Source organism: Janthinobacterium glycogeni, from assembly GCF_051380725.1.
Taxonomy (GTDB): Bacteria; Pseudomonadota; Gammaproteobacteria; order Burkholderiales; family Burkholderiaceae_D; genus Janthinobacterium.
This window is the reverse complement of record NZ_JBNYXP010000010.1, coordinates 24,886-49,236: the sequence shown is the minus strand read 5'-3', so window position 1 is coordinate 49,236 and position 24,351 is coordinate 24,886. Positions and strand designations below refer to the sequence as shown.

The window sequence follows — 24,351 nt, the reverse complement described above, 5'->3', positions numbered from 1 at the left end:
CAATGGTTCGCATTTGCTTTGCTCCTTGCAATCGTGGCATGCTTGGCATGTGCTCTCACGCTGCGGCGTAGTGCCTCATCCGTAGCGTCTCGATTATTGTTAGCCATATGCATAAACTTCTTCTCCATTGCCTGGCGGGCGGCAGCCTGCTCGTCTCCGGCGCCGCTGTCCAGGCGCAAACCGTCAGCGGCGATACCGCCGTCAAGCCCGCACCAGCACCAGCGCCAGCATCGGCCAAGGCGCCCGCCGCCGATGCTTCCACGACCGTCAGCGTGACGGCCGAACGTCCCACTGGCCGCATCGACCGGCAAGTCTACGACGTCAAGTCCGACGTGGGCAGCACGAACGGCACGGCGGCCGATGCCTTGAACAATGTGCCGTCCGTGGCCGTCGATCCCGATGGGTCCGTGTCCTTGCGCGGCAGCAGCAATGTGCAGATATTGATCGATGGCAAGCCGTCGGCCATGTTGCAGGGCGATGCGCGCGGCGCCACCCTGAATGCCATGGCGGCCGACGATATCGAGTCCGTGGAAGTGATCAACAATCCCGGCGCCCAGTTCGGCAACGAAGCCGGCGGCGGCCCCATCCTGAACCTGGTCATGCGGCGCAACCGCAAGCCGGGCGGCTTTGCCACCGTCAATGCGAATGCGGGCATCGCGGGACGCTATAACAGCTCCGTCTCCGGCACCTATAACGAAGGGCCGTGGGGTTACCAGGGCGGCATCAATGTGCGCCATGACGGCCGCAATTCCGTGGCCGAGGTCAGCCGCGAACGCCTGGACCGTGGCACGGGCGCTTTCGCGCCCAGCAGCCAGCAATCCACCAGCAATGGCTTGAACGACTCGCTGGGCTTGCACGGCACCGTCAATTACAACCTGAACGCCAACGACACCCTGGCCGCCAGCGTGTCATATAACGGCCGCAGCAACGACCAGCGTTCGCTCGACCGCTACCTCAATGGCGACAGCGCCGGCAGCACCATAGCCGACTATGTGCGCAGCACCGTGCGCAACGGCGACAGCCGCAACAGCAGCTGGGGCGCGCGCTACGACCACAAGGGGGAGTTGCCTGGCGAAACGCTGAAAATCGACTTGCGCGTGTCGTCGTCAACCAACGAGAGCGACAGCGATTACGCCAATACCTACGCGGTCGCCCCCGTGAACGCCTTCGACAGCCGCGCGCGCCAGCACAGCGAGACGGGCAACCGCATCGTCGACTTCAGCGGCGACTACGAGCGTCCGCTGGCGGGCGGCACGGCCAAGCTCGGCTACAAGGTGGCCGACAACAAGAGCAGTTTCGACACCTTGTACGCGGACATCCATCCGGGCAGCCTGGCGGAAACCGTCAACCCCATGCGCAGCAACCGTTTCGAGCTCGACGAGCGCACCATCGCGCTGTACGGTTCCTACCAGATGCGCCTGAGCGAACGCTGGGGCGCGCTGGCCGGCTTGCGCGCCGAATACACGGACTTGAACGTGCGCCAGATGACCAGCGGCGTCGAGGTGAGCAACAATTACGTCAACTACATTCCCAGCCTGTTCGCCACCTATAAAGTCAGCGACGAGAGCAATCTGCGCTTCAGCTATGCGCACCGCCTGCGCCGCCCAAGCGCGGGCGATTTGAATCCGTACGTGGTCTACCGCGATGAGTTCAATGTGTCGGCCGGCAACCCGAAGCTGAAACCCACGCAGACGGACTCGTTCGAGATTGGCTATGAAACCAAATTGTTTGGCCTGGAAAGCAGCTTGCGCGCCTACCACCGCCGCGACACGGACGCCATCGTCGATTACCGCTATTTCATCAGTGACAATGTGCTGCTGACAACGCGCGAAAACGGCGAAGGCAGCCATTCGAGCGGCCTGGAATTCAGCGTCAGCGGCAAGCTCACGCCATCGCTGACCCTGAACACGAGCGGCAACCTGGCGCGCAGCCAGCAGACGAGTTCTGACGATCTGGGCAACCGCAGCACGCGCACGGCGAATGCCCTGAGCGGCCGCGCGCGCCTCAATTACCAGTTCGATGCCAGGAACCAGCTGCAGCTGGCCCTGCAAATGCAAGGCAAGATGCTGTCGGGACAGGGTTACCGATCGCCGAACAACACCCTGAATATGAGCTGGCGCCACACGGTGACCCCGCAGCTGAGCCTGGTCATGAACGTGACCGATGTGTTCAGCAGCAACAAGATGGAAACCGTCATCAACAGCGCTTCCCTGCGCGAGACGAGCACGCGGCGCTTCGATGGCCGCATGATTTATGTGGGGCTGTCGTACCGCCTGGGCGGCGCCACATCGGCGGCGAAAGAGGGCGACCGTGAACCGCGCTTCGGTCCGCCGGGCGGACGCGGTCCAGGCGGTCCCGGCCCGGGCGGGCCGGGAGGCGAAGCAGGCTAGGCCGCTGCCGCGATCTCGTTCAGGAAGTCGATGAAACTGTCCGCATGGCGCTCGAAGCGCCATGTGCCCATGCCATGTTGCGCATGGTACACGGGCGCGTCGCCATTGGCGGCGGCGCCCAGGTCCAGGCAGTAGGGATCGGCGCCCGCGTCGGCGATCACCAGATACTGGTCCGGCCAGCCGGCGATGGGCGCTTGCGTGACGGGATTCCAGGCGTAACCGTGCTGTGCCTTGATCAGGTCGGCCGCGCCGTACAGGTGCAAACCCTGGAAATATTGCTGGCTGTCGATCTGCACGCGCAGCGGCGAATGGCAAGCGAGGAAGCGCCGGTAGTGTTCCGGCAAGGTCCAGTGCTGCGCGATGCCGGCCATGTCGGCGGCGCTGGCGATGACCAGCCAGTTCGATGGCTGCGCCAGGTCCTGCTCTTTCCTGCGCCTGGCAGCCAGCTTGTTCTCCAGTTTGGCCGCCGCTTTTTCCAGCGGCGTGCGCGGCTCGTCCAGCGCCGCATGCGTGGCCGGTGCGGCATGGCCGGCGCCATCCGGGTAGCCGTCGCGCTGCCAGGCCAGCACGGCGTCCAGCCGCAGTTGCTCCGCCTTCCAGTGGCCGGGATCGCGGGGCAAGCCCGCATCGAAAGGCTGGCGGCTGAAGACGGCCAGGCTTTTCACGGCCCTGGCGCGGACTTCCAGGCGCGTGGCGCCGGATGCTGCCAGCGCCACCAGCGGCGCATACGCGTCTTTGCCTATGCTTTTCAGCATGCCATCGACGGCCCGGTACGCCAGCTCGGGCTGCGCCAATGCCCAGGCGAAAAATGCCGCATGTTCATGGGCTTCCGCCAGCTGCACGATATCCGTCATCAGGAAGGCGCGCCAGTGCAGTAGCTGCCCTTCTTTGGCGTAGCAGATGAGGATGGCGAGCACGGCCAGCCGTTCGCTGGCCCCATGCTTTGTCAGCAGCCTGTCTTTCAGCTTGGAAAACTTGACGCCATCCGTTTCGTCAAACAGCTTGCGGTGCAGGGCCGCCAGCGGTGCGACCGCCATCAGACGGCCATCGCCGCCTTGATGGGCGCATGGTGTTCATAGCCCTCCAGCGAGAAATCCGACGGCTCGATCTTTTCCAGCCATTCCGGTTCGTACTTGCCCGTCTTCGCATAGTCGGGCACGCGGTCGGAAATGACGAAACGGGGCGCGGGGAAGGGCGTGCGCTTCAATTGTTCTTCCACCATGTCGAGGTGGTTTTCATAGATGTGCGCGTCGCCGATGAAATACGTGAACCAGCGCGGCGTGTAACCGGTCAGGCGCGCCACCAGGTGCAGCAGGGCCGCGCCTTCGGCGATGTTGAACGGCGTGCCCAGGCCGATATCGTTGCTGCGCACATAGAGACACAGCGAGATTTCGTGCGTGCTGGCGTTCGGGATGAACTGGTACAGCAAATGGCAGGCCGGCAGGGCGACGGCGTCCAGCACGGCAGGGTTCCAGCCGTGGAACAGGATGCGCCGGCTGCCGGGATTCGTCATGATGGTGTCCAGGCATTCGCGCAGCTGGTCGACGGCCTTGTACAGCAATACTTTTTGCACGCCGTCTTCGACGATGGGGGCGACCACGGTAAAACCGTTCGCTTGCGCGTCGGCGATCTGCGCCGGCTTGGCTGCGTCCAGCAGTTTATAGGCGGGCCATTGGCGCCACTGCACGCCGTACACGGGGCCGAGGTCATCCTCGCCTTCGCGGTAGGGGTTGGCCAGCCATTGCGCGTTTTCATTGGCATTCTGGTCCCATACCTTGCAGCCCAGTGCGCGGAACTCGGCCGCATTGCGCGAGGCGCGCAGGAAGGCGCACAATTCGCCGATCACGGATTTGAAAGCCAGTTTCTTGGTTGTCACGGCAGGAAAATTGCCGTTGGCCAAGTCGAAACGCATCATGGCGCCCGGCACGCTCAGGGTGCGGATGCCCGTGCGGTTGTCTTGCCAGCTGCCCGTTTCGAGCACGGTCTTGATCAAATCTTGATATTGCTGCATGTATTTCTCCAACGGTAAGGATGGTGATTGTAACGCAGGCGCGACAGGCGGGCTGCGGGCCGCGCACATAATTACGCGGCAGGCTCACCTGCAAACATGACTCTGTGGTAATTTGTGTGTCCTTAAAGAAATACACAGAAACGGCAGATGCTGCACCATGTTCTTGCGACAATTTGTAAATAATAATAACGGCGCCGTGGTGGAGATGAGCAGGGCCGATTTTTTCAAGGCCAACCTGCGCCTGATCCTGGCCTGGCCCTTGCTGGGGCTGGTCCTGTGCGCGGTGCTGTGGACGGCCACCTTGCTGCAGCTGGAGGCGGAAAAGAAGGTGGCGCAGCAGCAGGCGCTCGACAGCGTGTCTTCGTTGTCGAAGGCGTATGGCCAGTATCTGCTGCGCACGCTGGAGCAGATGGACCAGCTGACCTTGCAGCTCAAGTATGAATGGGAAAATTCGCGCGGCCAGTTGCGTCTCGACCAGTTGAAGACGCAGGGCATGTATGCCTTGCCGCAATTTGCCATCGTCGCCATCCTCGACCGCAAGGGCCATCCCGTGACGGCCACGGCGCCGCTGCAGCGCCTGCGCGTGAACGAGCGCAGCGATTTCCTGCTGCGCCACTGGCGCAGCAATTCCAGCGCGCTGCGCATCGCGCTGGGGAGGGCGAGCGAAGCGGCGGCCACGCCGGGCGCCGACGAAAGCCTCGTGCATTTCACGCGCCGGCTGGAAGACGTGGATGGCAATTTCGACGGCGTGCTGCTGATCTCCATCCACTCCAGCTATTTTTCCGAATTCTATAACAGCGTCAGTTTCGGCAAGTTCGGCATGTCCGCCATGGTGGGGGAAGAGGGCGAGCTGTTCAGCACGCGCCTCGGCTCGCGCGTGCTGCCGGCCCAGAGCGCACAGGGCACGCCGTTTCTCGACACCAGTTTCCTGGAAACGGAAAGCGGCGCCCTGCATTCGGGCGGCAGGATCGCTTTTTCCGACAAGCAAAGCCGCTACGTGGGCTGGCAGGCGCTGAAAGCCTATCCGTTTACGGCCGTGGTCGGCCTGTCGGACGGCGAGATGCTGCACCCCTACGAGGAAACGCGCACCATCTATATCGGCATCGCCCTGGCCGTCACCGTGCTGCTGCTGGCCTTTGCCGCCGTCGCCACGGTGCTGTCGCTGCGCCTGGCCTGGCGCCACCACCAGTCCGAAGGCGTGCGCAATGCCTACCGCATGGCTACCGAAGGCACGAGCGACGGCTTCTATATCATTGCCGCCCTGCGCGGCGCGGACGGCAGCATCCTCGATTTCGAGATCGTCGACTGCAACGAGCCGGGCGCCGGCTACTTTGGCGTGCGCCGCGAACAATTGCTGGGCATGCGCCTGCAGTCGCGCGCCCATGAGCCGTATTTCCGCGACCTGATCCATAATTACCGGGCCGCCATGGAGTCCGGCTTTTCGGAAGAAGAGATCGAGTTGCCGGAAGGCAATCCCTTCAAGCTGCGCTGGATACGCCGGCGCCTGGTGCGCAGCGGCGACCGCCTGGCCGTCACCCTGCAAGACATCAGCACGGCCAAGGAGCACGAGCGCGACTTGCGCCGCCTGGCCAACGAGGACGGCTTGACGGGCTTGCCCAACCGTTATTGGCTGCAGCAATTCCTGCCCGGCGCCCTGGGCCGCGCCGCCATCGCGAGCCGCATGCTGGCGCTGCTGTTCATCGACCTGGACGGCTTCAAGGATATCAACGATACGCAGGGCCACGCCGAGGGAGATAAAGTGCTGCGCGCCGCCTCCTTGCGCCTGAAGGCCGTGCTGCGGCCGGGCGACCACGTGGTGCGCCTGGGCGGCGACGAATTCGTCGTCGTGCTCGACCCGGTGGAAGACGACAGCCGCGCCGAGCAGGTGGCGCAGCGCATCGCCATCGCCTTCGACGAACCGTTCTACCTGGGCAGCGAACGCCACAAGATGGGTGCCTCGATCGGCATCAGCCTGTATCCGCGCGATGGCGCCGAGACGGAAGTGCTGCTGAAGAACGCCGACATCGCCATGTACGCCGTGAAAGTGGCGGGCAAGGGGCATCACCGATTTTTCCAGCCGGAATTGTTCGAAACCATCCGCAGCCGCCGCGAACTCGAGCAAAGCCTGGTGGCGGCGCTGGAGCAGGACCAGTTCCTCGTCGTCTACCAGCCGCGCGTCGACGCCCTGAGCGGGCAGCTGTGCAGCATGGAAGCGCTCGTGCGCTGGCACCATCCGCAGCACGGCATGGTGCCGCCGCTGGAATTCATCCCCGTGGCCGAGAGCAGCGGCCTGATTTCCCAGCTGGGCGAAGTCGTCATCGAGAAGGTGTGCCTGCAGATGGCGCGCTGGCAAGCCAGCGGACTGGAACTGGTGCCCGTCTCGATCAACGTCTCGGCGCGCCAGTTCGGCCGCGGCGACGTGCACCAGGTGCTGGCGTCCGCGCTGACGCGCCACCGCATCGACGCGCGCCTGATCGAGGTGGAGATCACGGAATCGGCCATGATGGATGAACAGAACCGCGCCGTGGAGCAGCTGTCGGCCATCCGCGCGCTGGGCGTGCGCCTGCTGGTCGACGATTTCGGCACCGGCTATTCCTCGCTGTCGCAGCTGCAGAAGTTCGCCATGGATGGCTTGAAGATCGACCGCGCCTTCACCATGGAGCTGGGCCGCTCGGAGCAGGGCGAGGTCTTCGTGCGTGCCATCCTGTCGATGGCGCATGCGCTGGGCATGAGCGTGGTGGCCGAAGGGGTGGAGACGCGCGAGCAGCTCGACATCCTGCGCGCGCTGCAATGCAATGAAGTGCAGGGCTATTTCATTTCGCGTCCCGTGCCGGCCGAACAGATGCTGGCGCTGATGCACCAGCGCTTCCTGATACCGCTTCCAGCCCCGGCATTGGCAGGGTAGAGGGTCGTGATTGGCATGGAAAACAACGCCGTTTCATAAAAAGAGCGAACGTTCGCTTTTTTCTAAAAAATATTATATGCTTCGCTCATGCCGTCAGTGAGGGAGTTCACGGCGGCAAGAACAGCGCAGGACGGGTGAGGTTGAGCTACCCGAGACAATGTGACGAAGACACTTCATATAATAAAGAGAGACTAACTTGAAACATAAATATCTGCCCCTCCTCATCGCCGTCGCATGCGCCGGCTTCGCTTCCACCGCCCAGGCATCGGGCTACCGTTTCGGCTCGCAAAGCGTTTCCGCCCAGGGCACGGCCGATGCCAGCGGCGCCGAAGCGGCCGACGCCTCGACCATTTTCTATAACCCGGCCGGCATGTCGCGCCTGGAAGGCACGCAGTTCGTGGGCGGCGGCACCCTGGTGGTACCGCATTCGACCTACACGGATGCGGGCTCCAAGCCTTTCTTCCCGGGCAACCGCACGCCTTACGCGGCAACCAAGGACTATGCGCCGGATGCCGTGTTCGCGCCAGCGCTGTATGCCAGCAAGAAAATCAATGAGCAGTGGACTGTCGGCGCGGGCCTGTTCGTGCCGTATGGCGCCAAGCTCGACTACGGCAACGACTGGTATGGCCGCTATGCGATCACCAATATCAAGCTCGAAGCCATCGCCCTGAACCCTTCCGTGTCGTTCAAGCTGGACCAGCATCACTCGTTCGGTTTCGGCGTGACGGCCGAATACATGAAGGCGGAACTGGGCCAGGGCGTTGACGTGCCGGGTTCGGTCGCCTTCCTGGGCAAGTTTGCCCCTAGCGCATCGCAGGCCTTCCTGGCCAATATCGCCAAGACGCAAGGCCTGGCCGCCGCGCAAGCTGCGGGCGCCGCGCTGCAGGGCCCGATCAAGGATGGCCACGCCTCGATGGACGGCCATGACTGGGGCTTCGGCTTCAACCTCGGCTACCTGTACCAGCTGAACGAAGGCACGCGTTTCGGTATCGCTTACCGCTCGTCGATTTCGCACAAGCTCAAGGGCAGCACCATCTGGGACTTCTCGCAGGTGACGAGCAATCCTGCCGTGAACGCCTTCATCGCCAAGGCGTCGAACAAGGTCAATTCGGAAGCGCTGGTGGAATTGCGCACGCCGGAAACCCTGTCGGTCAACGCCTTCCATCAGATGGATGATAAGTGGGCTTTGATGGGCGACGTGACCTGGACCCGCACTTCGCGTCTGCAGAACCTGGACATCCAGTTCCCGCCGACGGCCGAAGGCGCAGAGCGCATCCGCCAGCAGTGGAAGGACACCTACCGCGTGTCGCTGGGCACCAACTACAAGTACAGCGAAAGCCTGATGCTGCGCGCCGGTATCGCCCACGACCAGGCGCCGGTCCGCAGCGCCGAACTGCGCCACCCGGCCTTGCCGGACAGCGACCGCATGCAGTACTCGATCGGCGCGAACTGGAAGCTGAACGCCAATTCCTCGATCGACCTGGCCTACAGCTATATCGACTTCAAGGATGCTGACGTCAACTACACAAACGACTGCTCGCCAGTCAAGACGGGCTGCACCGGCAACGGTGAAACCACCAAGGGCCTGTTCAAGACCCGCATGCAGTTGATCGGTCTCGCTTATAACTACAAGTTCTAAGCAGGTAGTGGCGGCCAACCCGGCCGCCGTGAAATGAAAAAAGCGCCTTCGGGCGCTTTTTTTTCGGGGTCAGACCCCAGCGGTGTGCGCTGTTGTGCACGGTAGGGTGTAGGTCGGATTAGCGTGGCGAAGCCGCGCGTAATCCGACGGTATTGTTGGCGATGACTGTGGTGTTGTCGGGTTACGCGCTGTGCGCTAACCCGACCTACGCCGAGCTGCGTTGCTCATGTCCTGGCGCGCATGGCCTGGTCCAGCAGGCGCAATGCCAGTCGCACGGTGTCGTCGGGCAGATCCAGCAAGTTGTCTCCCACATACCATTCCACCACGCTGTGCCCGGGCAGCGCCGCGTGGCTGGCGCGGCCGAACAGCCAGATGCCGTGCTCTTCGGCCACCTGGTTGCGGATGGCGATGGCCCGCTCGCGCGAAACGGGCAGGTGCAGATGCAGCATGTTCGCTTGCGGCCGGGCGGGATTGACGGCTATCGATGGAAAATCGCGCAGCAGCGCGTACAGCCACTGCGTGCGCGCAAAATACTGCGGCATGGCGGCGAGGCGCGCATCGAACTGCATGGCGGCGGCCACCACGTAAGGGGTGCGGTGCACGATATTGCCGCCCTGGCGGCGGAACCACTCGCGCGCCCGTCCGACAAACGACCGGCTGCCGGCCAGCATGGCGCCGCCGATGCCGCCGATGCCCTTGTACAGTGATACGTAGACGGAGTCAAAGCCGTCGCAGATGGCGGGCAGGGACTGGCCAAAACCGGCTTGCGCTTCCCACAGGCGCGCGCCATCCATGTGTAAATGGATATTGCGTTCGCGGCAATGCCGCTTGATGTCGTTCAATGCATCCCACGACGGGCACTGGCCGCCGATTTCGCGCATCGGCAGTTCGACCTGCGCGGCGCCCAGCGCATCGGGCACGGCGCGCAAGTCGTCCACCGTCCACGGGCGGTGCGGGTCGCCGATCGTCAAACCCTTGAAGTGATCGAGCAGTTCATGGTTGCCCCGCTCGTGGCGCAGGATGTGCGAGGTTGGATGCAGCGCCACCAGCGGCGAGCCGCGGTCCTGGCACGCCAGGCGCAGGGCCGTGACTTGCGTCATGGTGCCCGTGATGCAGAACACGGCCGCCTCGAAACCGAGCAGGCTGGCGATCTTGTTCTCGAACTGTTCGATCAGCGCGCCTTCGCCATAGGTATCGTGCGCAACATCGTTGGCGTCGCACCAGGCGGCCATGGCGGCGAAGGTGGCCGCTGGCGTGGGCTGGCGGTGGCCCGGCAGGACGGTATGGCAGCGCTGGCGCAGTTCAAGCTCGTTCACGGCAGTTCCTTACAGAGTGGCCGTGGCCAGTTTCGCGCCGAAGCCGATGAACATGGCGCCCACGCCGCCGCCCATGCCGGCTGACAGGCGGCGACGGCGGCGGAAGGTCTCGGCCAGGCGCGCGCCGACAAAGATGATGGCCGTCAGGTAGCTAAAGCTGATCACCTGGCAGATCAGGCCCAGGCCGATGAAGGACAGCACGGGGTTCGGGAAAACCGGGTCGACGAACTGGATGAAGAACGAGATGAAGAACAAAATCGCTTTCGGGTTCATCAGGCTGATGATCAGCGCCTTGCGGAACGGGTCGCTTTCCTTGATGGTGACAGGCACGGCTGCCGCTTCGCCTTCAGCGGGCGCGGGCGCGCGCAGCTTGCGCCAGCAGCCTATCAGCATCTGCAGGCCGATCCAGCCCAGGTAGGCCGCGCCGATGTATTTCACGACATAAAACAGGGCCGGGCTGGCTTTCAGCAGCGAGGCCACGCCGCAGGCCGACAGCACCATCAGAATCAGGTCGCCGGCGAAGATGCCGAAGGCGCCCTGGTAGGCGGGCCGCACGCCGCGCTGGGCGGCAACCGACAGCACATACATGGAATTGGGACCGGGCAGGATGACGATGAAGATGGTGCCCAGTAAAAAGGTCCAGAAATCGGTGATGCCCAGGTTGGCGTGGAATAAGGCGTTCATGGCTGCTTTTGCTTAGTTGGTGTGTACGTGATGGAATTGCAATGCCGCCAGGTTGGCGTAAATACCACCCAGGGCAACCAGCGACGCATGCGTGCCCGTCTCGACGATCCTGCCGTCTTCCATGACGATGATGCGGTCAGCCCGCTGCACGGTGGCCAGGCGGTGCGCGATGATGACCGTGGTGCGGCCCACCATGGCCGCTTCCAGCGCCTTTTGCACCAGGCGTTCCGATTCCGCATCCAGCGCGCTGGTCGCTTCGTCGAGCAGCAGCAGCGGCGGGTTTTTCAGCAGGGCGCGGGCGATGGCGATGCGCTGGCGCTGGCCGCCGGACAGGCGCACGCCCCGTTCGCCGAGGAAGGATTTATAGCCGTTCGGCAGGCGCTCGATGAATTCGTGGGCGGCCGCCATTTTCGCCGCGGCGATGACTTCCTCGTCGCTGGCGCCGGCGCGGCCATAGCGGATGTTTTCCATGGCGTCGGCCGAGAAGATCACGGTATCCTGCGGCACGATGCCGATGGCGTCACGCAGGGTGTGCAGATCGAGCTGCTTGATGTCGACGCCGTCGAGGCGGATGCTGCCGCTTTGCGGGTCATAGAAGCGCAGGAACAGCTGGAACAGGGTGGTCTTGCCGGCGCCGGACGGGCCGACGACGGCCACCGTTTCGCCGGCGCGGATGTCGAGGCTGACGTGGTCGAGCGCGTGGGTGTCCGGGCGCGACGGGTACGAGAACATGACATCGTCCAGGGTCAGGGCGGCGCCCGTCGCGGCACGCGCGGGCAGCGGCAGCGGTGTGGCCGGCGAGGCGATTTCCGACTTGACGGCCATCAGTTCCAGCAGGCGCTCGGTGGCCCCGGCGGCGCGCTGCGCTTCGCCCATGACTTCGGACAGGGCGCCGATGGCGCCGGCCACGATGGAGGCGTACAGGATGAACTGGCCCAGGTCGCCGCCCGTCATCGCGCCTTCCAGCACGGCGCGCGCGCCCAGCCACAAGACAAACACGATGGTGCCGAAGACCAGCAAAATCGCGATCATGGTCAAGAGGGCGCGGGCGCGGATGCGGCGCATGGCCGTCATGAAGGCGCCTTCGACGGAGTCGCCGAAGCGCTTCGATTCGATTTTCTCGTGCGTGAACGCCTGCACGGTGGGCATGGCGTTGAGGATTTCGCCGGCCATGGCCGACGCGTCGGCGATGCGGTCCTGCGAGTCGCGCGACAGTTTGCGCACCTTGCGGCCAAACACGATGATGGGCACGACGACCAGGATCAAGAGGCCGATGATGATGCCGGCCAGCTTGGCGCTGGTGACGAACAGCATCACCAGGCCGCCGAGGAACAGCAGCACATTGCGCAGCGCCATCGAGATGCTGGTGCCGACCACGGCCTGGATCAGGGTCGTGTCGGTGGTGATGCGCGACAGGACTTCGCCCGTCTGCGTGGTTTCAAAGAATTCCGGGCTTTGCGTGACGACGTGGCGGTATACGGCGCTGCGGATATCGGCCGTGACGCGCTCGCCCAGCCACGACACCGTGTAAAAACGCGCGGCAGTGGCCAGCGCCAGGATGGACGCCACGCCGAACAGGGCGAGGAAGACCAGGTCGACGTGCTGGATGCTTTTCGAGCCGGCCGCGCCGCCGAAACCGAGGTCGATCATCTGCTTGAAGGCGGCGGGAATGGCCAGGGTCGAGGCGGCGGCCACCACCAGCGCGATACCGGCCAGGAAGAACTGCTTGCGGTACGGCGTCAGAAAGGGCATCAAGCCCTTGAAGGCGGCCAGGCTGCCTTTTTTCAGTTCGCGGCTGGTGCCGGTGTCGGGAGTTGATGCGGTGCTTGCTGTACTGGTACTGCCTGTTTCTGTGCTGGTTGTCATTGTTTTTCGCTTGGTAGGTACTATATTTTGTATTGCTTACAACTTCATCGGCTGCACGTAGCCCGTCATTTCCAGGTAGGCGCGGCCCACAGGCTGGCCGCCGCGCTCCACCGTCACGGCGCCTTCCCAGTACACTGCCCCCGTCGAGCGGCGCGAATCGAGTTCCTGGTCTGGCTGCAAAGGCTTGATCTGCCAGCGCGTCGCGCCCGTGCGGATCTCGGTGGCGACCGGGTATTCGGCCTGCGTGCGGGGCGAACGCCATAGCTGCGTGGGCGTGAAATCGACGTCGCCGGGCGCGTACTGCGTCATCTTACCGGACGCGTCGCGCCATGTCGCGTGCGCCCATAGTTTAGCACCTGTCTTGCTGCGGATCTGGAAGGCCATCAGGGCGCCGCCGTCGTCGAGGTTGGCGCCTATCCAGTTCCAGCCGCTGGCGTCCGCATCGAGCACCTGGCTCGACCACTCGTGATCGAGCCAGGTGGCGCCCGTCACGGCTTCCGGCTTGCCGCCCGCGCGCGCGATCGTGCCCGTCGTGCGCAACTGCGGCTTGCTGTAGTAGTAGCTCGATTGCGCGGGCCGGGCGCCCTTGCGCGAATAGCCGCCAACGCCTTGCAGCAGCACGGGCTGGGTGGGCGCGAGGGTCAGCTGCAAGTTGAAGTCGCGCGCGGCCAGGCTGACCCGGTAGCTGCCGTCCGCCTGGCGCTGCATGCGCCAGTCGTCGAGTTTCACGTCCGTGTCGCCCACCTTGGCGTAGGCCAGGCCGAAACCCTCGCGCGCGCTTTTCTCGTCGTGCAGCAGCTTGCCCACCTTGGGGTCGGACAGGGCCGCATGGCCGATGATCAGCTGTTTCGGCGCAAACGCGCTGGGATTGTCCGCGTCGGCGGCCGTGGCGCTGCGGAAGAAGGTCACCTGGTAGCCCAGCTGCTCGCCGCCGCTCGTTGTTACCCAGCCCGTGGCGTACCACCATTCCGTTTTGTACGCGGGGTGGGCGCCGAAGTCGTGCGGCAGGCGCAGGGTCTGGCCGGGGGGCAGCGGCGTGACGGGGGCGAAGGCGGGCGGCGCGGCGATGGCGGCGGCGCTGCAGAACAACAATAAACAAGTCAAACGGCGCATTACCAGTCCTCCCTGACGGCGCGGATGGGGCCAGCGGACAGCGCCTGGCGGCCCGCGATGAGGGCAGTGAGGGCGGCTGCCGTCAGCAGGGCGCCGGCCACTGTGGCGATCAAGGGCCACGGCAGGTGCAGCTGCATGGTCCAGTGGAACGATTGCGGGTTGACGATGAAGACCAGCACAAAGCTGATCAGCAGGCCCAGGACAAAACCGGTGGCGATGCCCAGCGCCGTCAGCGCACCGCCCTCGAGCGCCAGGATGGACAAGATCTGGCCGCGCGTCACGCCCACGTGGCGCAGCATGCCGAATTCGCGCGCGCGCGCCAGGGTCTGGGCCGAGAACGTGGCGGCCACGCCGAACAGGCCGATGACGATGGCGATGGCTTCCAATAAATACGTGACGGCGAAGCTGCGGTCGAAGATCTGCAGGCTCAGGGCGCGGATGGCCGAAGGGTTCGACACTTCCAGGCTGGCGCCGAAGGGCAGCGCTTTCAGGCGCTGCTGCAATTCGTCGCCCGTGGCGTCCTTGGCCAGCCACAGGGCCGCGTCGCTGACGTCCATGTCGTCGGTCAGCGCGCGGTAGTCATCGAGCGGCATCTGGATGGCGCCGGACGAGCGGGCATAGTCGCGCCAGATGCCGGCGACAAAGAAGGGGTGCAGGCCGCCCGCCAGCGGCAGCGTGATCTGCTGGCCAGGCTTGACGTTGTACAGGTCGGCCGCCGCCTCGGAAAGCCACACGGGCCGGCTGCCTGCCGGCACGGGCAGGGTGTCGCCCACCAGCACCATGCTTTTTCCCGGATCGGCCAGGTTGACGGGGCGCGCCAGCAGCATCACGTTGGGACGGTCGGGCGCCAGCGACAGCGAGCGCAGGCGCTGGAAATCCACCCTGGCCACCTCGGGCAAGGCGGTGATGGCGGCTTGTTCGCGCGGATTCAAGCCCGCCGTGCCGCCGCTGGCGGCCGTGCGCGCATACACGTCGGCCGGCAAGATCTGCAGCAGCCAGTCGTCGACGGAAACGCGGAAACTCGACACCATGATGGCCATCGCCACCATCAGGCTAAAGCTCGACAGCACGCCACCGAGGGCGATGCCGGCCTGGCCCGAGGCGTTCGCCAGGCGGGCCAGGGTCAGGCTGCGCACGGGCGCGTGCTTGCTCGTTTCCGTGCGCAGCCAGGCGGCTTGCAGGGCGCGGAAGACGACGGCGGCCAGCTGCGGCATCAGGGCGATGGCGCCGATCAGCAGCAGGGCGATGGACAGGTAGCCGAACAGGGGCAGCTCGAAGACGGGCGGCAGGAACGTCAGGGCGCCAGCCAGCAGCAAGCAGGCCAGCGCTGGCCAGGTTTTCGCCAGGCGCGTCGTCACGACTTCCTCGCTGCCCGATTTCAGGGCGATGGCGGGGGCGGCGCGCGCCGCTTCCAGCGCGGGCGCCGCGCAGCCCAGCAAGGCCACGCCGAGGCCCAGCGCGAAATACACGCAGGCGGCGACGGGCGTGAACTGCACCTGCGGCTGCACGCCCGCGAAATAGCCGGCACCCAGGTCGCCGCCGAAAAAGCGCAGGGCCACGGCGGCCATGGCGTAACCGCCGGCGATGCCCAGCGCGGCGCCGACCATGCCGAGGCTGGCGCCCTCTGACAGCACCTGGCGCAGCAATTGTCCGCGCTCCATGCCCAGCACGCGCAGCAGCGCGAACTGGCTGCGGCGGCGGATGACGGACAGGGCCTGCGTGGAAAAGACCAAAAAGGCGCCCGTAAACAGGGCGACCAGGGCCAGCACCGTCAGGTTGACGCGGTACGCGCGGCTCAGATTATTGTTGCGGCTGTTCTGGTTCTCGTCGTTGGGCTGGCCCACCTGGAAGCGCCCCGGATACTGCGCGTCCAGTGCGCGCGCGAGGTCCGCCTGGAAGGCGTCGCGGTTGACGCCCTGGCGCAATTTCAAGTCGATGCGCGACAGCTTGCCCAGCTTGTTGAAGCGCCATTGCGCCGCGCCGATATCCATCACGGCGATGCGCTGGCCGGCGCGCGCCCGCTGCAGCGAACCGGCCACGCGCAGCGGCACCGTGCCCGTGCCCGATTGCAGGGCGACCTGGCCGCCTTCGGCCACAGCGAGCCAGCGCAAGGCGGCCGGCGATAAAAAGACGGCGTCGTCGGCCAGGGTGTCGAAAGGCTGGCCCTCGGCGGGCGCGCCGATCAGGTCGGGCGAGATGAAGCCGGCGCGGAAGACGTCGAGCGCCAGGATGTGCAGCGGGCCGCCGTCTTTCTTGCCGCTCACGCCAGTCTGCAATTCCAGCACGGGCGAGGCGACGGCCACGCCGTCGCGCTGCGCCAGCCACGGGTAGATGGCTTCGTCGAACAGCGCTTCGCGCCCGGCCACCTGCACGTCGGCCTGGCCGGACAGGCTTTTGACGGCCGTGGAAAATTCATTGAAGGCGGCCGCGTTGATCAGGTGGATGGCAAAGCCCAGCGACACGCCGATGGCGATGGCGAGGATGGCGACGAAGGCGCGCACGGGATGCGCGCGCCATTCGCCCAGCAGCAGCCAGCGCGACAGCAGGCGCATCCCTGCGGGATTTGCTGCCGGCGCACTCAATGCAGGCATTCGACGGCCAGGCGTTCGCCGGCGCGCCGCGCTTTCAGTTGCGCCGCATCGCGGGTCTTGTCGCCCGCGCCGACGGCGTCCTGCGCCGCCCATTGCTGCTCCAGCCGCAGCTGGGCGCAATGCTTCTCGTGCATTTCCTTCTGTTTGGCGGCCCGTTCGCGCGCCTGGTCTTCCAGGTTTTCGCGCTTCTTGCGCGCCGCTTCCATCTGGCTGGCCACCCGTTCCTGACGCGTGGCCGCGCCCTTGTCGACGGCGGGCGGAGGCGAGGGCACTTCCAGGATCTGCAGCTGCCCGCCCGTGCACGGCGTGGCGCTATAGCTGGTCTGGCCATCCTGCACGCATTTGTAGACGTCCTGCGCGCTGGCGGAACCGGCCAGCAAGGCCATGGCACATAGCAGGAGAGACAAGGGCTTCACAATATCTTTCCCGGATTCATGATGTTCTGCGGGTCCAGCGCCTGCTTCACGGCGCGCATCAGCTGCAGTTCCAGCGGCGACTTGTAGCGCGCCAGGTCGTCCTTCTTCAGTGCGCCGATGCCGTGTTCGGCCGATATCGAGCCGCCAAAGCCGTGGACCAGGTCGTGCACGATGCGGTTGATCGCATCCTGGTTGGCCAGGAAATCCCGGTCCGTCATGCCGGCTGGCGGCGCCACGTTGTAATGCAGGTTGCCGTCGCCCAGATGGCCGAAGCACACGAGCTGGCAGCCGGGGAAGGCTGATTCAAGGGCCGCATCCGTGACGGCGATGAAGTCGGCGATGCGGGAAATGGGCAGCGAGATGTCGTGCTTGATGTTCTTGCCCGCCTGCGCCTGCGCCAGCGGAATGTGCTCGCGCAGCTGCCACAGGCCTTCGGATTGCGCCACGGAACTGGCGACGACGGCGTCCTCGATCAATTCGTCTTCCAGGGCCGCGCCGATGCTCGCTTCGAGCAATTCCACGGCATGCGCCTCGGACTGGCTGCTGGACAGCTCCAGCAACACGTACTGGCCATGGGCTTCCGCAAATGGCCGTGGCAGCTGGGGGAACTGCTCGGCCACCAGTTGCAAGCAATACCGCGACATCAATTCAAAGCCCGTCAGGCTGGCGCCGCAATGGTCCTGCATCAGGGAGAGCAGCCGCAGGGCGTGGGCGGGCGAGGGCATGGCGGCCAGCGCGGTGATGCAGGCTTTCGGCTGCGGGTACAGCTTCATCACGGCGCCCGTGATCACGCCCAGGGTGCCTTCGGCGCCGATGTACAGGTCGCGCAAATCGTAGCCGGTATTGTCCTTGCGCAGGCCGCGCAAGCCGCTCCAGATCTCGCCTTGCGGCGTGACCACTTCCAGGCCCAGGCACAGCTCGCGCGTATTCCCGTAGCGCAGCACGGCCGTGCCGCCCGCGTTCGTGGCCAGGTTGCCGCCGATGGTGCAACTGCCTTCGGCCGCCAGCGACAGGGGGAACAGGCAGCCGGCGGCGACGGCCGCTTCCTGGATGGTTTGCAGGATGCAGCCCGCATCGACCGTGATGGTGCGGTTGACGGGATCGAGCGCGCGGATGCCGTTCAGGCGCGCCAGCGACAGCACGACGGCCGTGCCCGCGTCGTCGGGGATGCTGCCCAGCACCAGGCCCGTATTGCCGCCCTGCGGCACGACGGGGACCTGCCATTGCGTGCAGGCGCGCAGGATCGCTGCCACTTGCTCCACCGTGGCGGGGCGCAGCACGGCCAGGGCCTTGCCCGTAAACCGGTCGCGCCAGTCGGTGAGGAAGGGCGCCGTGTCGGCATCGGCGGTGAGCACGTAGGTGTCGCCCAGCAGATCGCGGCAGGCGGCGAGGAAGTCGGTACGGTCTGTCATTTCTTGATGCTCACTTTATTCACTTTTTCCAGAAGCTCTTTGGCCATGCGCCTGGCCGCCTTTTTATACGGGCGCAGATACAGCACGGCGCAGACAAAATAGATGCAGACGATGGCCGCCTCCCCCCAGGCCATCAGGGCCGAGGTGGGGTTCGTGTCGCTGTAGCCGCGCACCACGCCTTCCGTAAAGTACAGCAGGATCACCATCGACGACCATTGCAGGGTGTAGACGTCGCGCTTGATGACGCCGTACAGGGGAATGAGCAGGGGCGCCGCCTTCAGCACAACCCAGGAGCCGCCCGGCTGCAGCGGCGCGACGACGGTTTCCCACAGCAGGCACCAGACGATCAGGGTGACGAGGCTGGCGATGGCGCCCCAGTGAAAATACTTGTGCAGTGCGCCGTGCATCATGCGCCTGCCAGTTTCGCGGCGTTTTCCGCCAGGCGCCGGCCCAGGGCGATGGCCAGGCGCTTTTCATCGTCGCTCAGGGCCTTGTCGCCGTCTATGCCCGACCAGTGGGTGGCGCCATACGGCGAGCCGCCCGTGGACGTCGTCATCAGTTCCGGGTGCGTGTAGGGCAAGCCCATGACCAGCATGCCGTGGTGGAAGAGGGGGATCATCATCGACAGCAGGGTCGATTCCTGGCCGCCGTGCAGGCTGCCCGTGGACGTGAACACGCAGGCGGGCTTGCCGGCCAGGGTGCCGGCCAGCCAGTCGCTGGCCGTGCCATCCCAGAAGTATTTCATGGCGGCGGCCATGTTGCCGAAGCGCGTGGGCGAGCCCAGGGCCAGGCCCGCGCACTCCTGCAAGTCGTCCAGTTCCACGTAGGGCGCGCCGTCCAGCGGCACTTCCGGTGCTGTTGCTTCCGTTACCGTGGAGACGGCGGGCACGGTGCGCAGGCGCGCATCGCAGCCAGGCACGCTTTCCACTCCCTGGGCTATCAGCTCGGCCAACTGGCGCGTGGCGCCATGGCGTGAATAAAACAATACGAGAATAATCAGATTGGTTGGCTTCATCATTGGTATTATAGGGCGCTTTACAGCCTGATACGACTGCTGTCATGGCGCCGTTCTGATTTTGCACATGTTTTCAAAATATATACTCCCGTTCTTGCGATACCTGTGGCGCACCCTGAGCATGGGGCTCGACGTCGTGCGCGGCCTGACGTGGTCCGAAACGCGCGACCTGCTGCAGTTCGCGCGCCGCCGCGTGCGCGAGGAAAGCCTGCCGCAAGTGGCCGGCAGCCTGACGTTCGCCACCGTGTTCGCGCTGGTGCCGCTGCTCACGCTGGCGCTCGCCATTTTCACCACCTTCCCCCTGTTTAATACCTTCCGCCACGCGCTGGAAGACTATTTCGTGCAAAGCGTGATGCCCAAGGGCATATCGAACACCATCCTCGACTACCTGACGACGTTTGCCTCGAAGGCCACGCGATTGTCGGCCATCGGCGCGGGCGCCCTGATCGTCACCTCGGTAGGCATGATGGGCTTGATCGAGCGCGTCTTCAACCGCATCTGGCGCGTGCGCCAGGAGCGCCGCTGGACCAAGCGTTTGCTCGTCTACTGGGCCATCGTCACCCTGGGGCCGCTGCTGGTGGGCGTGTCGCTGACGGTGACCTCGCGCCTCTTCATGGCCACCAGCGGCGTGGTGGGCGCCGTGCCGTTCATCGGCGCCGTGTTTTATACCCTGGTGTCGATCGGCCTGACCATGCTGGCGTTTACCCTGCTGTACATCGCCGTGCCGAACCGCGACGTGGACTGGCGCGACGCGGCCTGGGGCGGCTTGCTGGCGGCGCTGGCGTTCGAGGTGGCCAAGCGGGGCTTCGGCGAATTCATCCAGGAATTTCCCACGTATTCGCGCATCTATGGCGCACTGGCCGCCTTGCCGCTGTTCCTCGTGTGGATATACCTGAGCTGGATGATCACCCTGGTGGGCGCCTTGCTGGTGGCCGCCTTGCCCGTCGTGAAATACGAGCGCTGGTGGTACGAGGCGGCGCCGGGCAGCGAATTCGTCGACGCCGTCGCCATCCTGAAAGTGCTGCACCAGGCGTGCCACTGCGCCGATTCGGCCCTGGTGGGCGCGGCCGAGATCCGCCGCAGCACGCGCCTGGGCTTCGAAGAGATGGAAATCCTGCTCGACAAGATGGTGCAACAGGGCTGGGTGGGACGCGTCAACGTGGACGGCGCCGTGCGCGTGCAGTGGGGCAAGCGCGTGGCCGACAGTTCCGATCACTGGGTCTTGCTGGGCAATGTCAATCGCATCAGCCTGGCCGACGTCTACCGCCTGTTCGTCTTCGGCGGCATGCGCGTGAACTCCGGCTATCCGGCCGGTTCCACCAACGAGCGCGACATCAAGGCTGCCGAGGAAGCGGCCGCGCTGGCGGCGCAGGTGGAAAACGCCGTGGAGCAGGGCCTGGGCCTGAGCCTGGCGCAGCATTTCGGCGAAGTGCGCTGCCATTGACGGGCCGAAGCGCTCGCGTCCTTGCCGGCGCAGGCCGCGCACGATAGGGCGCATGTCATAAACTGGTCACCGAAGGCCGGTAAGCTTTCCTCTCCATTCATCTTGTAGAGGAAGCAGATATGCGTTGTCATGTGAGTGGTTTGACTGTGTGCCGCGGCCTGGCCATCGTGATGCTCAGCGGCGTGCTTGCCGCCTGCGGCGGCAGTTCTTCCGCCGCTCCTGAAACGGTGGCAGGGGAAGGACTGCCGCACCAGCTCGCCGGCTGGGCCGCATTGCCGGACACGGCGCGCTGGCCGGGGCCGATTTCCGGACAGTTCACGGCCGCGGCGCTTGGCGTCAGCCCGCCGTTTGCCACTGGCGTGCCGATTCCAGGCTTCTCCGCGCTGCTGAGGAATGACGACGGCAGCTGGACCGCCATGGCCGACAATGGCTACGGCGCCAAGGGCAATTCGGCCGATTTCGTGCTCGGCCTGTATAACGCCAGCATCGATTTCCGCACGGCCCCGGACGCCGGCAAGCCGCCTGGCAGCATCAAGATCAACAGCTTCCTCGCCTTCAATGACGCCAAGGGCTTCTTAAACGACGGTAAGGGCGTCGATCTGAAGATCACGGCCGACTATGTCAATTACCCAAGCAACACCTCCGGCGGGCTGGTCTTTGCGGACAGCGGCATCGCCGTCGATGCGCGCATTCGCGCGGGCCGCCTGCTGACCGGTTTTGACTTCGACATCGAGTCGCTCGCGCGCGCCGCCGATGGCACCTGGTTCGTGGGTGAGGAATTCGGTCCGTATATCCTGCATTTCGACAAAAATGGCACGCTCATGGGCGATCCGGTTCCCCATCCCTTCCTGCGCAGCCCGGCCAATCCGGACGTGCTGGGCAAGGGCGCCAGCATCACCTTGCCGGGCAGCCGCGGTTTCGAAAGCCTGGCCTACAACGCCGATCGCAGCCTGCTCTACGCGGTGCCGGAAGCGGCGCCCAGCGACCCCTCGCTGCGGCCCGTTGCCGCGGACGAGCGCTACCTGAACATTTTCGAGTTCGACCCCGCCGCCATGCGCTACACGGGCAAGAATCTCGTGTACCGCAAGGATGGTGCGGCCAAGGAGAATGGCGTCGTGATCGGCGACATGACCAATGTCGGCGGCAGCAAGTTCGTGCTGATCGAACGCGATGGCTTCTGGGGCGCCAAGGCGGTGATCAAGCGCCTGTACCTGGTCGACCTGAAGGAGAAAGAGGCTGACGGCGCACTCAGGAAAACGCTGCTGGTGGACTTGCTGAATATCTCCGATCCCAAAGGTATAGGCGGACAGGCGAGCAATATGCCTGTGGGTAAGTTCAGCATGCCTTTCGACTCGGTGGAGAGCGTTGAAGTACTCGACGCCCATACGCTGGTCGTGGCCATCGACACGAACTACCCGGGTGAAGACGGCCGCAAGCCCGGCAAGCCGGACGATACCGAAGTCATCACCCTGCGTTTCGACAAGGCGCTGTTCGATCGCTCCGCCAGGTAAGGACGCAAGCCGTCACAGCAGCACGGGCCGCAAGGCCGCCTGCAGCGCCACCGTGCTGAACGCGGCCGCATCCTGCGTCCGCACCACGCCCAGGTAATACGTGTCTTCGCCGCCGTGCAGGTTGACCAGGCGCAGCTGGTGCGGCGCCAGGTGGGCGGCGATGGCGGCCAGGCCCTCGGCCATGGCGTCGCCATCTTCGCGCTCTGACCACAAAAAATCGCGCAGCGCGGGCAGGCCGATATGCTGGACGATGCGCGGCACTTCATCGACGGCTTTCCAGTCCAGGGTGGTGCCGTGGCCCAGCGTGTGGGCGGCCGTCGACCAGAGCAGGAAGAAACACGCCGCTGCGGGCGTGTCGCCTTCGTATTCCTCTTCCGGGTCGTCCTCCGCCAGCTCTTCCAGCGTGATGTCCACGCAGCGCGCGGCCAGGTCCGCGTCGCCTTGCAAGAGCAGGGCGGCCATGCTGCGCAACTGCCCGCGGTCGGCCTTTGCGAGGATCTGCGCGGGCGTAAAGCTGCGGCGCTTAGCGGGCTTTTTCTCGGGCTTTTTCTTGCCCAGTCCCATGGCCTCGCTCAATTGCGCCGTGATGGCCGCCTTGAAGTTGTCCACGGTGTCGAACTGTTCCAGCAACTGGCCCGTGAAATCCATGCTCCAGGCCATGCCATCCTTGACGACATATAAAAAGTCGCTTTGCACGGCCACGCCGCGCAGATGGTGGGCGGGCCGATATAAAGGCACAAACGCCTGCTTGCCGTCCAGGGTCAGCATGCAGGCCAGGCCTTGTGCATCGATGGCGAAAATCAGATTCTTGCGCAGCCTGGGCGGCGATGACGTCGTGGCGCAGTCGATGGCTTCGTACTGGCAGGGCGCCAGCACCTCGCCCTGGCTATTGACCAGGCCAAACAGGAAGCGGCCATCGATGCGCTGGCTGACGACGGCGATCTTTTTCTTCGTGCCGAAATCCTGCACGGAGCTGTAGACGGGCGGCACCACGACCTTGCCCGTCTTGTCGATTACGCCGCAGACATTGCGTTCGTCATTATCGCCCGTCTGGCGTTCGATATCGATATAGCCGTCTTCGCGTTCGCCAATGTTGTCGACCCTGTCGATGAGCAGCGCGCCGTCGGGCAGGCGCAGCAAGCGGCTGGCGCCGTCCGGTGCGATTCTCTGCACTAAATGGGGGCTGATCACGTACAGGGCGCCGGGAGCGGGCGGCAGCACCACCGTGCCATTGAGGTCCAGCACGCCGTGCGCATCGGGCTTGTCCGCCGTGGCAAAGGTGAGCCAGCCATCGTCCGCGTAGTAAGTGCCCAGGTCGACATAGCGTCGCGACAGGGGCACGATCCAGCGGCCATAGGGCGTGACCAGGCCTGTGACCTCCGGTTCGCCGGGGGCGCTTACTTCATAGCACAGCGCGTCTTCCTTCCATCCCGCCACCTTCAGGCCTTGCAGGAAAGGCAGCGCACTCGCTTCGAGCTCCTCGACATCGGCCAGCTGCGCGACGGCCGTGGCCGACCAGTAGCCAATGGCGGGCGATGCGGCGCCGGCGGCCAGCAGGGGGGCCAGCGCTTGCCGGTCGCCGCGCAGCAGGGCAGAGTGCAAGGCTTGCGTCTCGGCGCGCAGGGCTTCGAGCGCGGCCGCGTATTCCGGCGTGCCGATATCGTGCGCGATCAGCTGTACGCAATCGAGGATCAGCCATGGCTGGCCGCCGGCCAGCAGGGCGCTGATGGCGCTGCGCGCGACGATGTCGGCCGCGTCGCGCGGCCTGTCCATCAGGACGGACAAGGCTTGCCAGCTGGCCTGCGCCTGCGCCATCGGCGCGGCCAGCACGCAGGGGCAGTCCTCGCCATCGCCGTAGATGGGCCAGGCGTCGGCTTGCGCATCGGCGCCGATGAGCAGCTTGAACAGCATGGGCGTGTCGAGCCGCCATTCGGCCAGGCCGGTAATCTTCTCGGTGTCGAAACCGGCCTGGCCGGGCAGGAAGGCGGTGCTGAACAGGGCTGCGGTATTGAGCATGGATATGTATCGAAAAGTGTAC

At 65.1% G+C, this 24,351-nt stretch carries 17 protein-coding genes; 5 read left to right on the top strand and 12 right to left on the bottom strand.

Annotated elements, in window-relative coordinates:
• The first annotated feature begins 107 nt into the window (after positions 1-107).
• Positions 108-2,390 carry a TonB-dependent receptor domain-containing protein gene (locus ACQ4W4_RS21430; protein ID WP_436543682.1) on the top strand — a complete coding sequence of 761 codons (2,283 nt, stop codon included), beginning with the start codon at positions 108-110 and terminating at the stop codon, positions 2,388-2,390.
• Here the strand turns inward: ACQ4W4_RS21430 and ACQ4W4_RS21425 are convergent.
• Together ACQ4W4_RS21425 and ACQ4W4_RS21420 are read right to left on the bottom strand one after the other, a co-directional pair.
• Positions 2,387-3,427 (bottom strand): SMI1/KNR4 family protein, encoded by a 1,041-nt coding sequence (locus tag ACQ4W4_RS21425; protein ID WP_436543681.1) that lies wholly within the window; start codon positions 3,425-3,427, stop codon positions 2,387-2,389. The genes ACQ4W4_RS21430 and ACQ4W4_RS21425 overlap by 4 nt on opposite strands.
• Complete coding sequence (locus ACQ4W4_RS21420) at positions 3,427-4,401, bottom strand: thymidylate synthase (RefSeq protein ID WP_436543680.1); 975 nt, start codon at positions 4,399-4,401, stop codon at positions 3,427-3,429. The genes ACQ4W4_RS21425 and ACQ4W4_RS21420 overlap by 1 nt, the downstream gene beginning before the upstream one ends.
• A 157-nt stretch (positions 4,402-4,558) precedes the next feature.
• On the opposite strand from ACQ4W4_RS21420, the gene ACQ4W4_RS21415 reads away from it, so the two are divergent.
• Positions 4,559-7,306: a bifunctional diguanylate cyclase/phosphodiesterase gene (locus tag ACQ4W4_RS21415; RefSeq protein ID WP_436543679.1), complete on the top strand. Its 2,748-nt coding sequence runs from the start codon at positions 4,559-4,561 to the stop codon at positions 7,304-7,306.
• Between the two features lie 196 nt (positions 7,307-7,502).
• Positions 7,503-8,945 (top strand): OmpP1/FadL family transporter, encoded by a 1,443-nt coding sequence (locus ACQ4W4_RS21410; RefSeq protein WP_436543678.1) that lies wholly within the window; start codon positions 7,503-7,505, stop codon positions 8,943-8,945.
• 224 nt (positions 8,946-9,169) lie between these two features.
• Here the strand turns inward: ACQ4W4_RS21410 and ACQ4W4_RS21405 are convergent, their stop codons facing one another.
• From ACQ4W4_RS21405 to wrbA, 9 genes are read right to left on the bottom strand one after another with little or no spacing between them, the layout of a single operon-like run.
• Positions 9,170-10,261: a threonine aldolase family protein gene (locus tag ACQ4W4_RS21405; RefSeq protein ID WP_436543677.1), complete on the bottom strand. Its 1,092-nt coding sequence runs from the start codon at positions 10,259-10,261 to the stop codon at positions 9,170-9,172.
• Between the two features lie 9 nt (positions 10,262-10,270).
• Positions 10,271-10,945, bottom strand: a complete 675-nt coding sequence (leuE, locus tag ACQ4W4_RS21400) for a leucine efflux protein LeuE (RefSeq protein ID WP_436543676.1) — start codon at positions 10,943-10,945, stop codon at positions 10,271-10,273.
• 12 nt (positions 10,946-10,957) lie between these two features.
• Positions 10,958-12,811 carry an ABC transporter transmembrane domain-containing protein gene (locus tag ACQ4W4_RS21395; protein ID WP_436543675.1) on the bottom strand — a complete coding sequence of 618 codons (1,854 nt, stop codon included), beginning with the start codon at positions 12,809-12,811 and terminating at the stop codon, positions 10,958-10,960.
• Between the two features lie 36 nt (positions 12,812-12,847).
• Positions 12,848-13,924: a lipocalin-like domain-containing protein gene (locus ACQ4W4_RS21390; protein WP_436543674.1), complete on the bottom strand. Its 1,077-nt coding sequence runs from the start codon at positions 13,922-13,924 to the stop codon at positions 12,848-12,850.
• On the bottom strand, positions 13,924-16,515 hold the full coding sequence (locus ACQ4W4_RS21385; RefSeq protein ID WP_436543673.1) for an FtsX-like permease family protein: 2,592 nt from the start codon (positions 16,513-16,515) through the stop codon (positions 13,924-13,926). The genes ACQ4W4_RS21390 and ACQ4W4_RS21385 overlap by 1 nt, the downstream gene beginning before the upstream one ends.
• The gene (locus ACQ4W4_RS21380) at positions 16,503-16,931 is read right to left on the bottom strand and encodes a DUF4124 domain-containing protein (protein ID WP_436543672.1); all 429 of its coding nucleotides are present in this window, start codon (positions 16,929-16,931) and stop codon (positions 16,503-16,505) included. The genes ACQ4W4_RS21385 and ACQ4W4_RS21380 overlap by 13 nt, the downstream gene beginning before the upstream one ends.
• The gene (locus ACQ4W4_RS21375) at positions 16,928-18,343 is read right to left on the bottom strand and encodes an FAD-binding oxidoreductase (RefSeq protein WP_436543671.1); all 1,416 of its coding nucleotides are present in this window, start codon (positions 18,341-18,343) and stop codon (positions 16,928-16,930) included. Before ACQ4W4_RS21375 ends, ACQ4W4_RS21380 begins: the two co-directional genes overlap by 4 nt.
• Positions 18,340-18,750 (bottom strand): DUF2069 domain-containing protein, encoded by a 411-nt coding sequence (locus ACQ4W4_RS21370; RefSeq protein WP_436543771.1) that lies wholly within the window; start codon positions 18,748-18,750, stop codon positions 18,340-18,342. The genes ACQ4W4_RS21375 and ACQ4W4_RS21370 overlap by 4 nt, the downstream gene beginning before the upstream one ends.
• Positions 18,750-19,358: an NAD(P)H:quinone oxidoreductase gene (wrbA, locus tag ACQ4W4_RS21365; protein ID WP_436543670.1), complete on the bottom strand. Its 609-nt coding sequence runs from the start codon at positions 19,356-19,358 to the stop codon at positions 18,750-18,752. The genes ACQ4W4_RS21370 and wrbA overlap by 1 nt, the downstream gene beginning before the upstream one ends.
• A 67-nt stretch (positions 19,359-19,425) precedes the next feature.
• On the opposite strand from wrbA, the gene ACQ4W4_RS21360 reads away from it, so the two are divergent.
• Both ACQ4W4_RS21360 and ACQ4W4_RS21355 read left to right on the top strand, forming a co-directional pair.
• Complete coding sequence (locus ACQ4W4_RS21360) at positions 19,426-20,802, top strand: YihY family inner membrane protein (protein WP_436543669.1); 1,377 nt, start codon at positions 19,426-19,428, stop codon at positions 20,800-20,802.
• Between the two features lie 131 nt (positions 20,803-20,933).
• Positions 20,934-22,313 (top strand): esterase-like activity of phytase family protein, encoded by a 1,380-nt coding sequence (locus ACQ4W4_RS21355; protein WP_436543668.1) that lies wholly within the window; start codon positions 20,934-20,936, stop codon positions 22,311-22,313.
• A 12-nt stretch (positions 22,314-22,325) separates the two neighbouring features.
• Here ACQ4W4_RS21355 and ACQ4W4_RS21350 read toward each other — a convergent pair whose 3' ends face one another.
• Positions 22,326-24,329 carry a DUF6630 family protein gene (locus ACQ4W4_RS21350; RefSeq protein WP_436543667.1) on the bottom strand — a complete coding sequence of 668 codons (2,004 nt, stop codon included), beginning with the start codon at positions 24,327-24,329 and terminating at the stop codon, positions 22,326-22,328.
• Between the last annotated feature and the right edge of the window lie 22 nt (positions 24,330-24,351).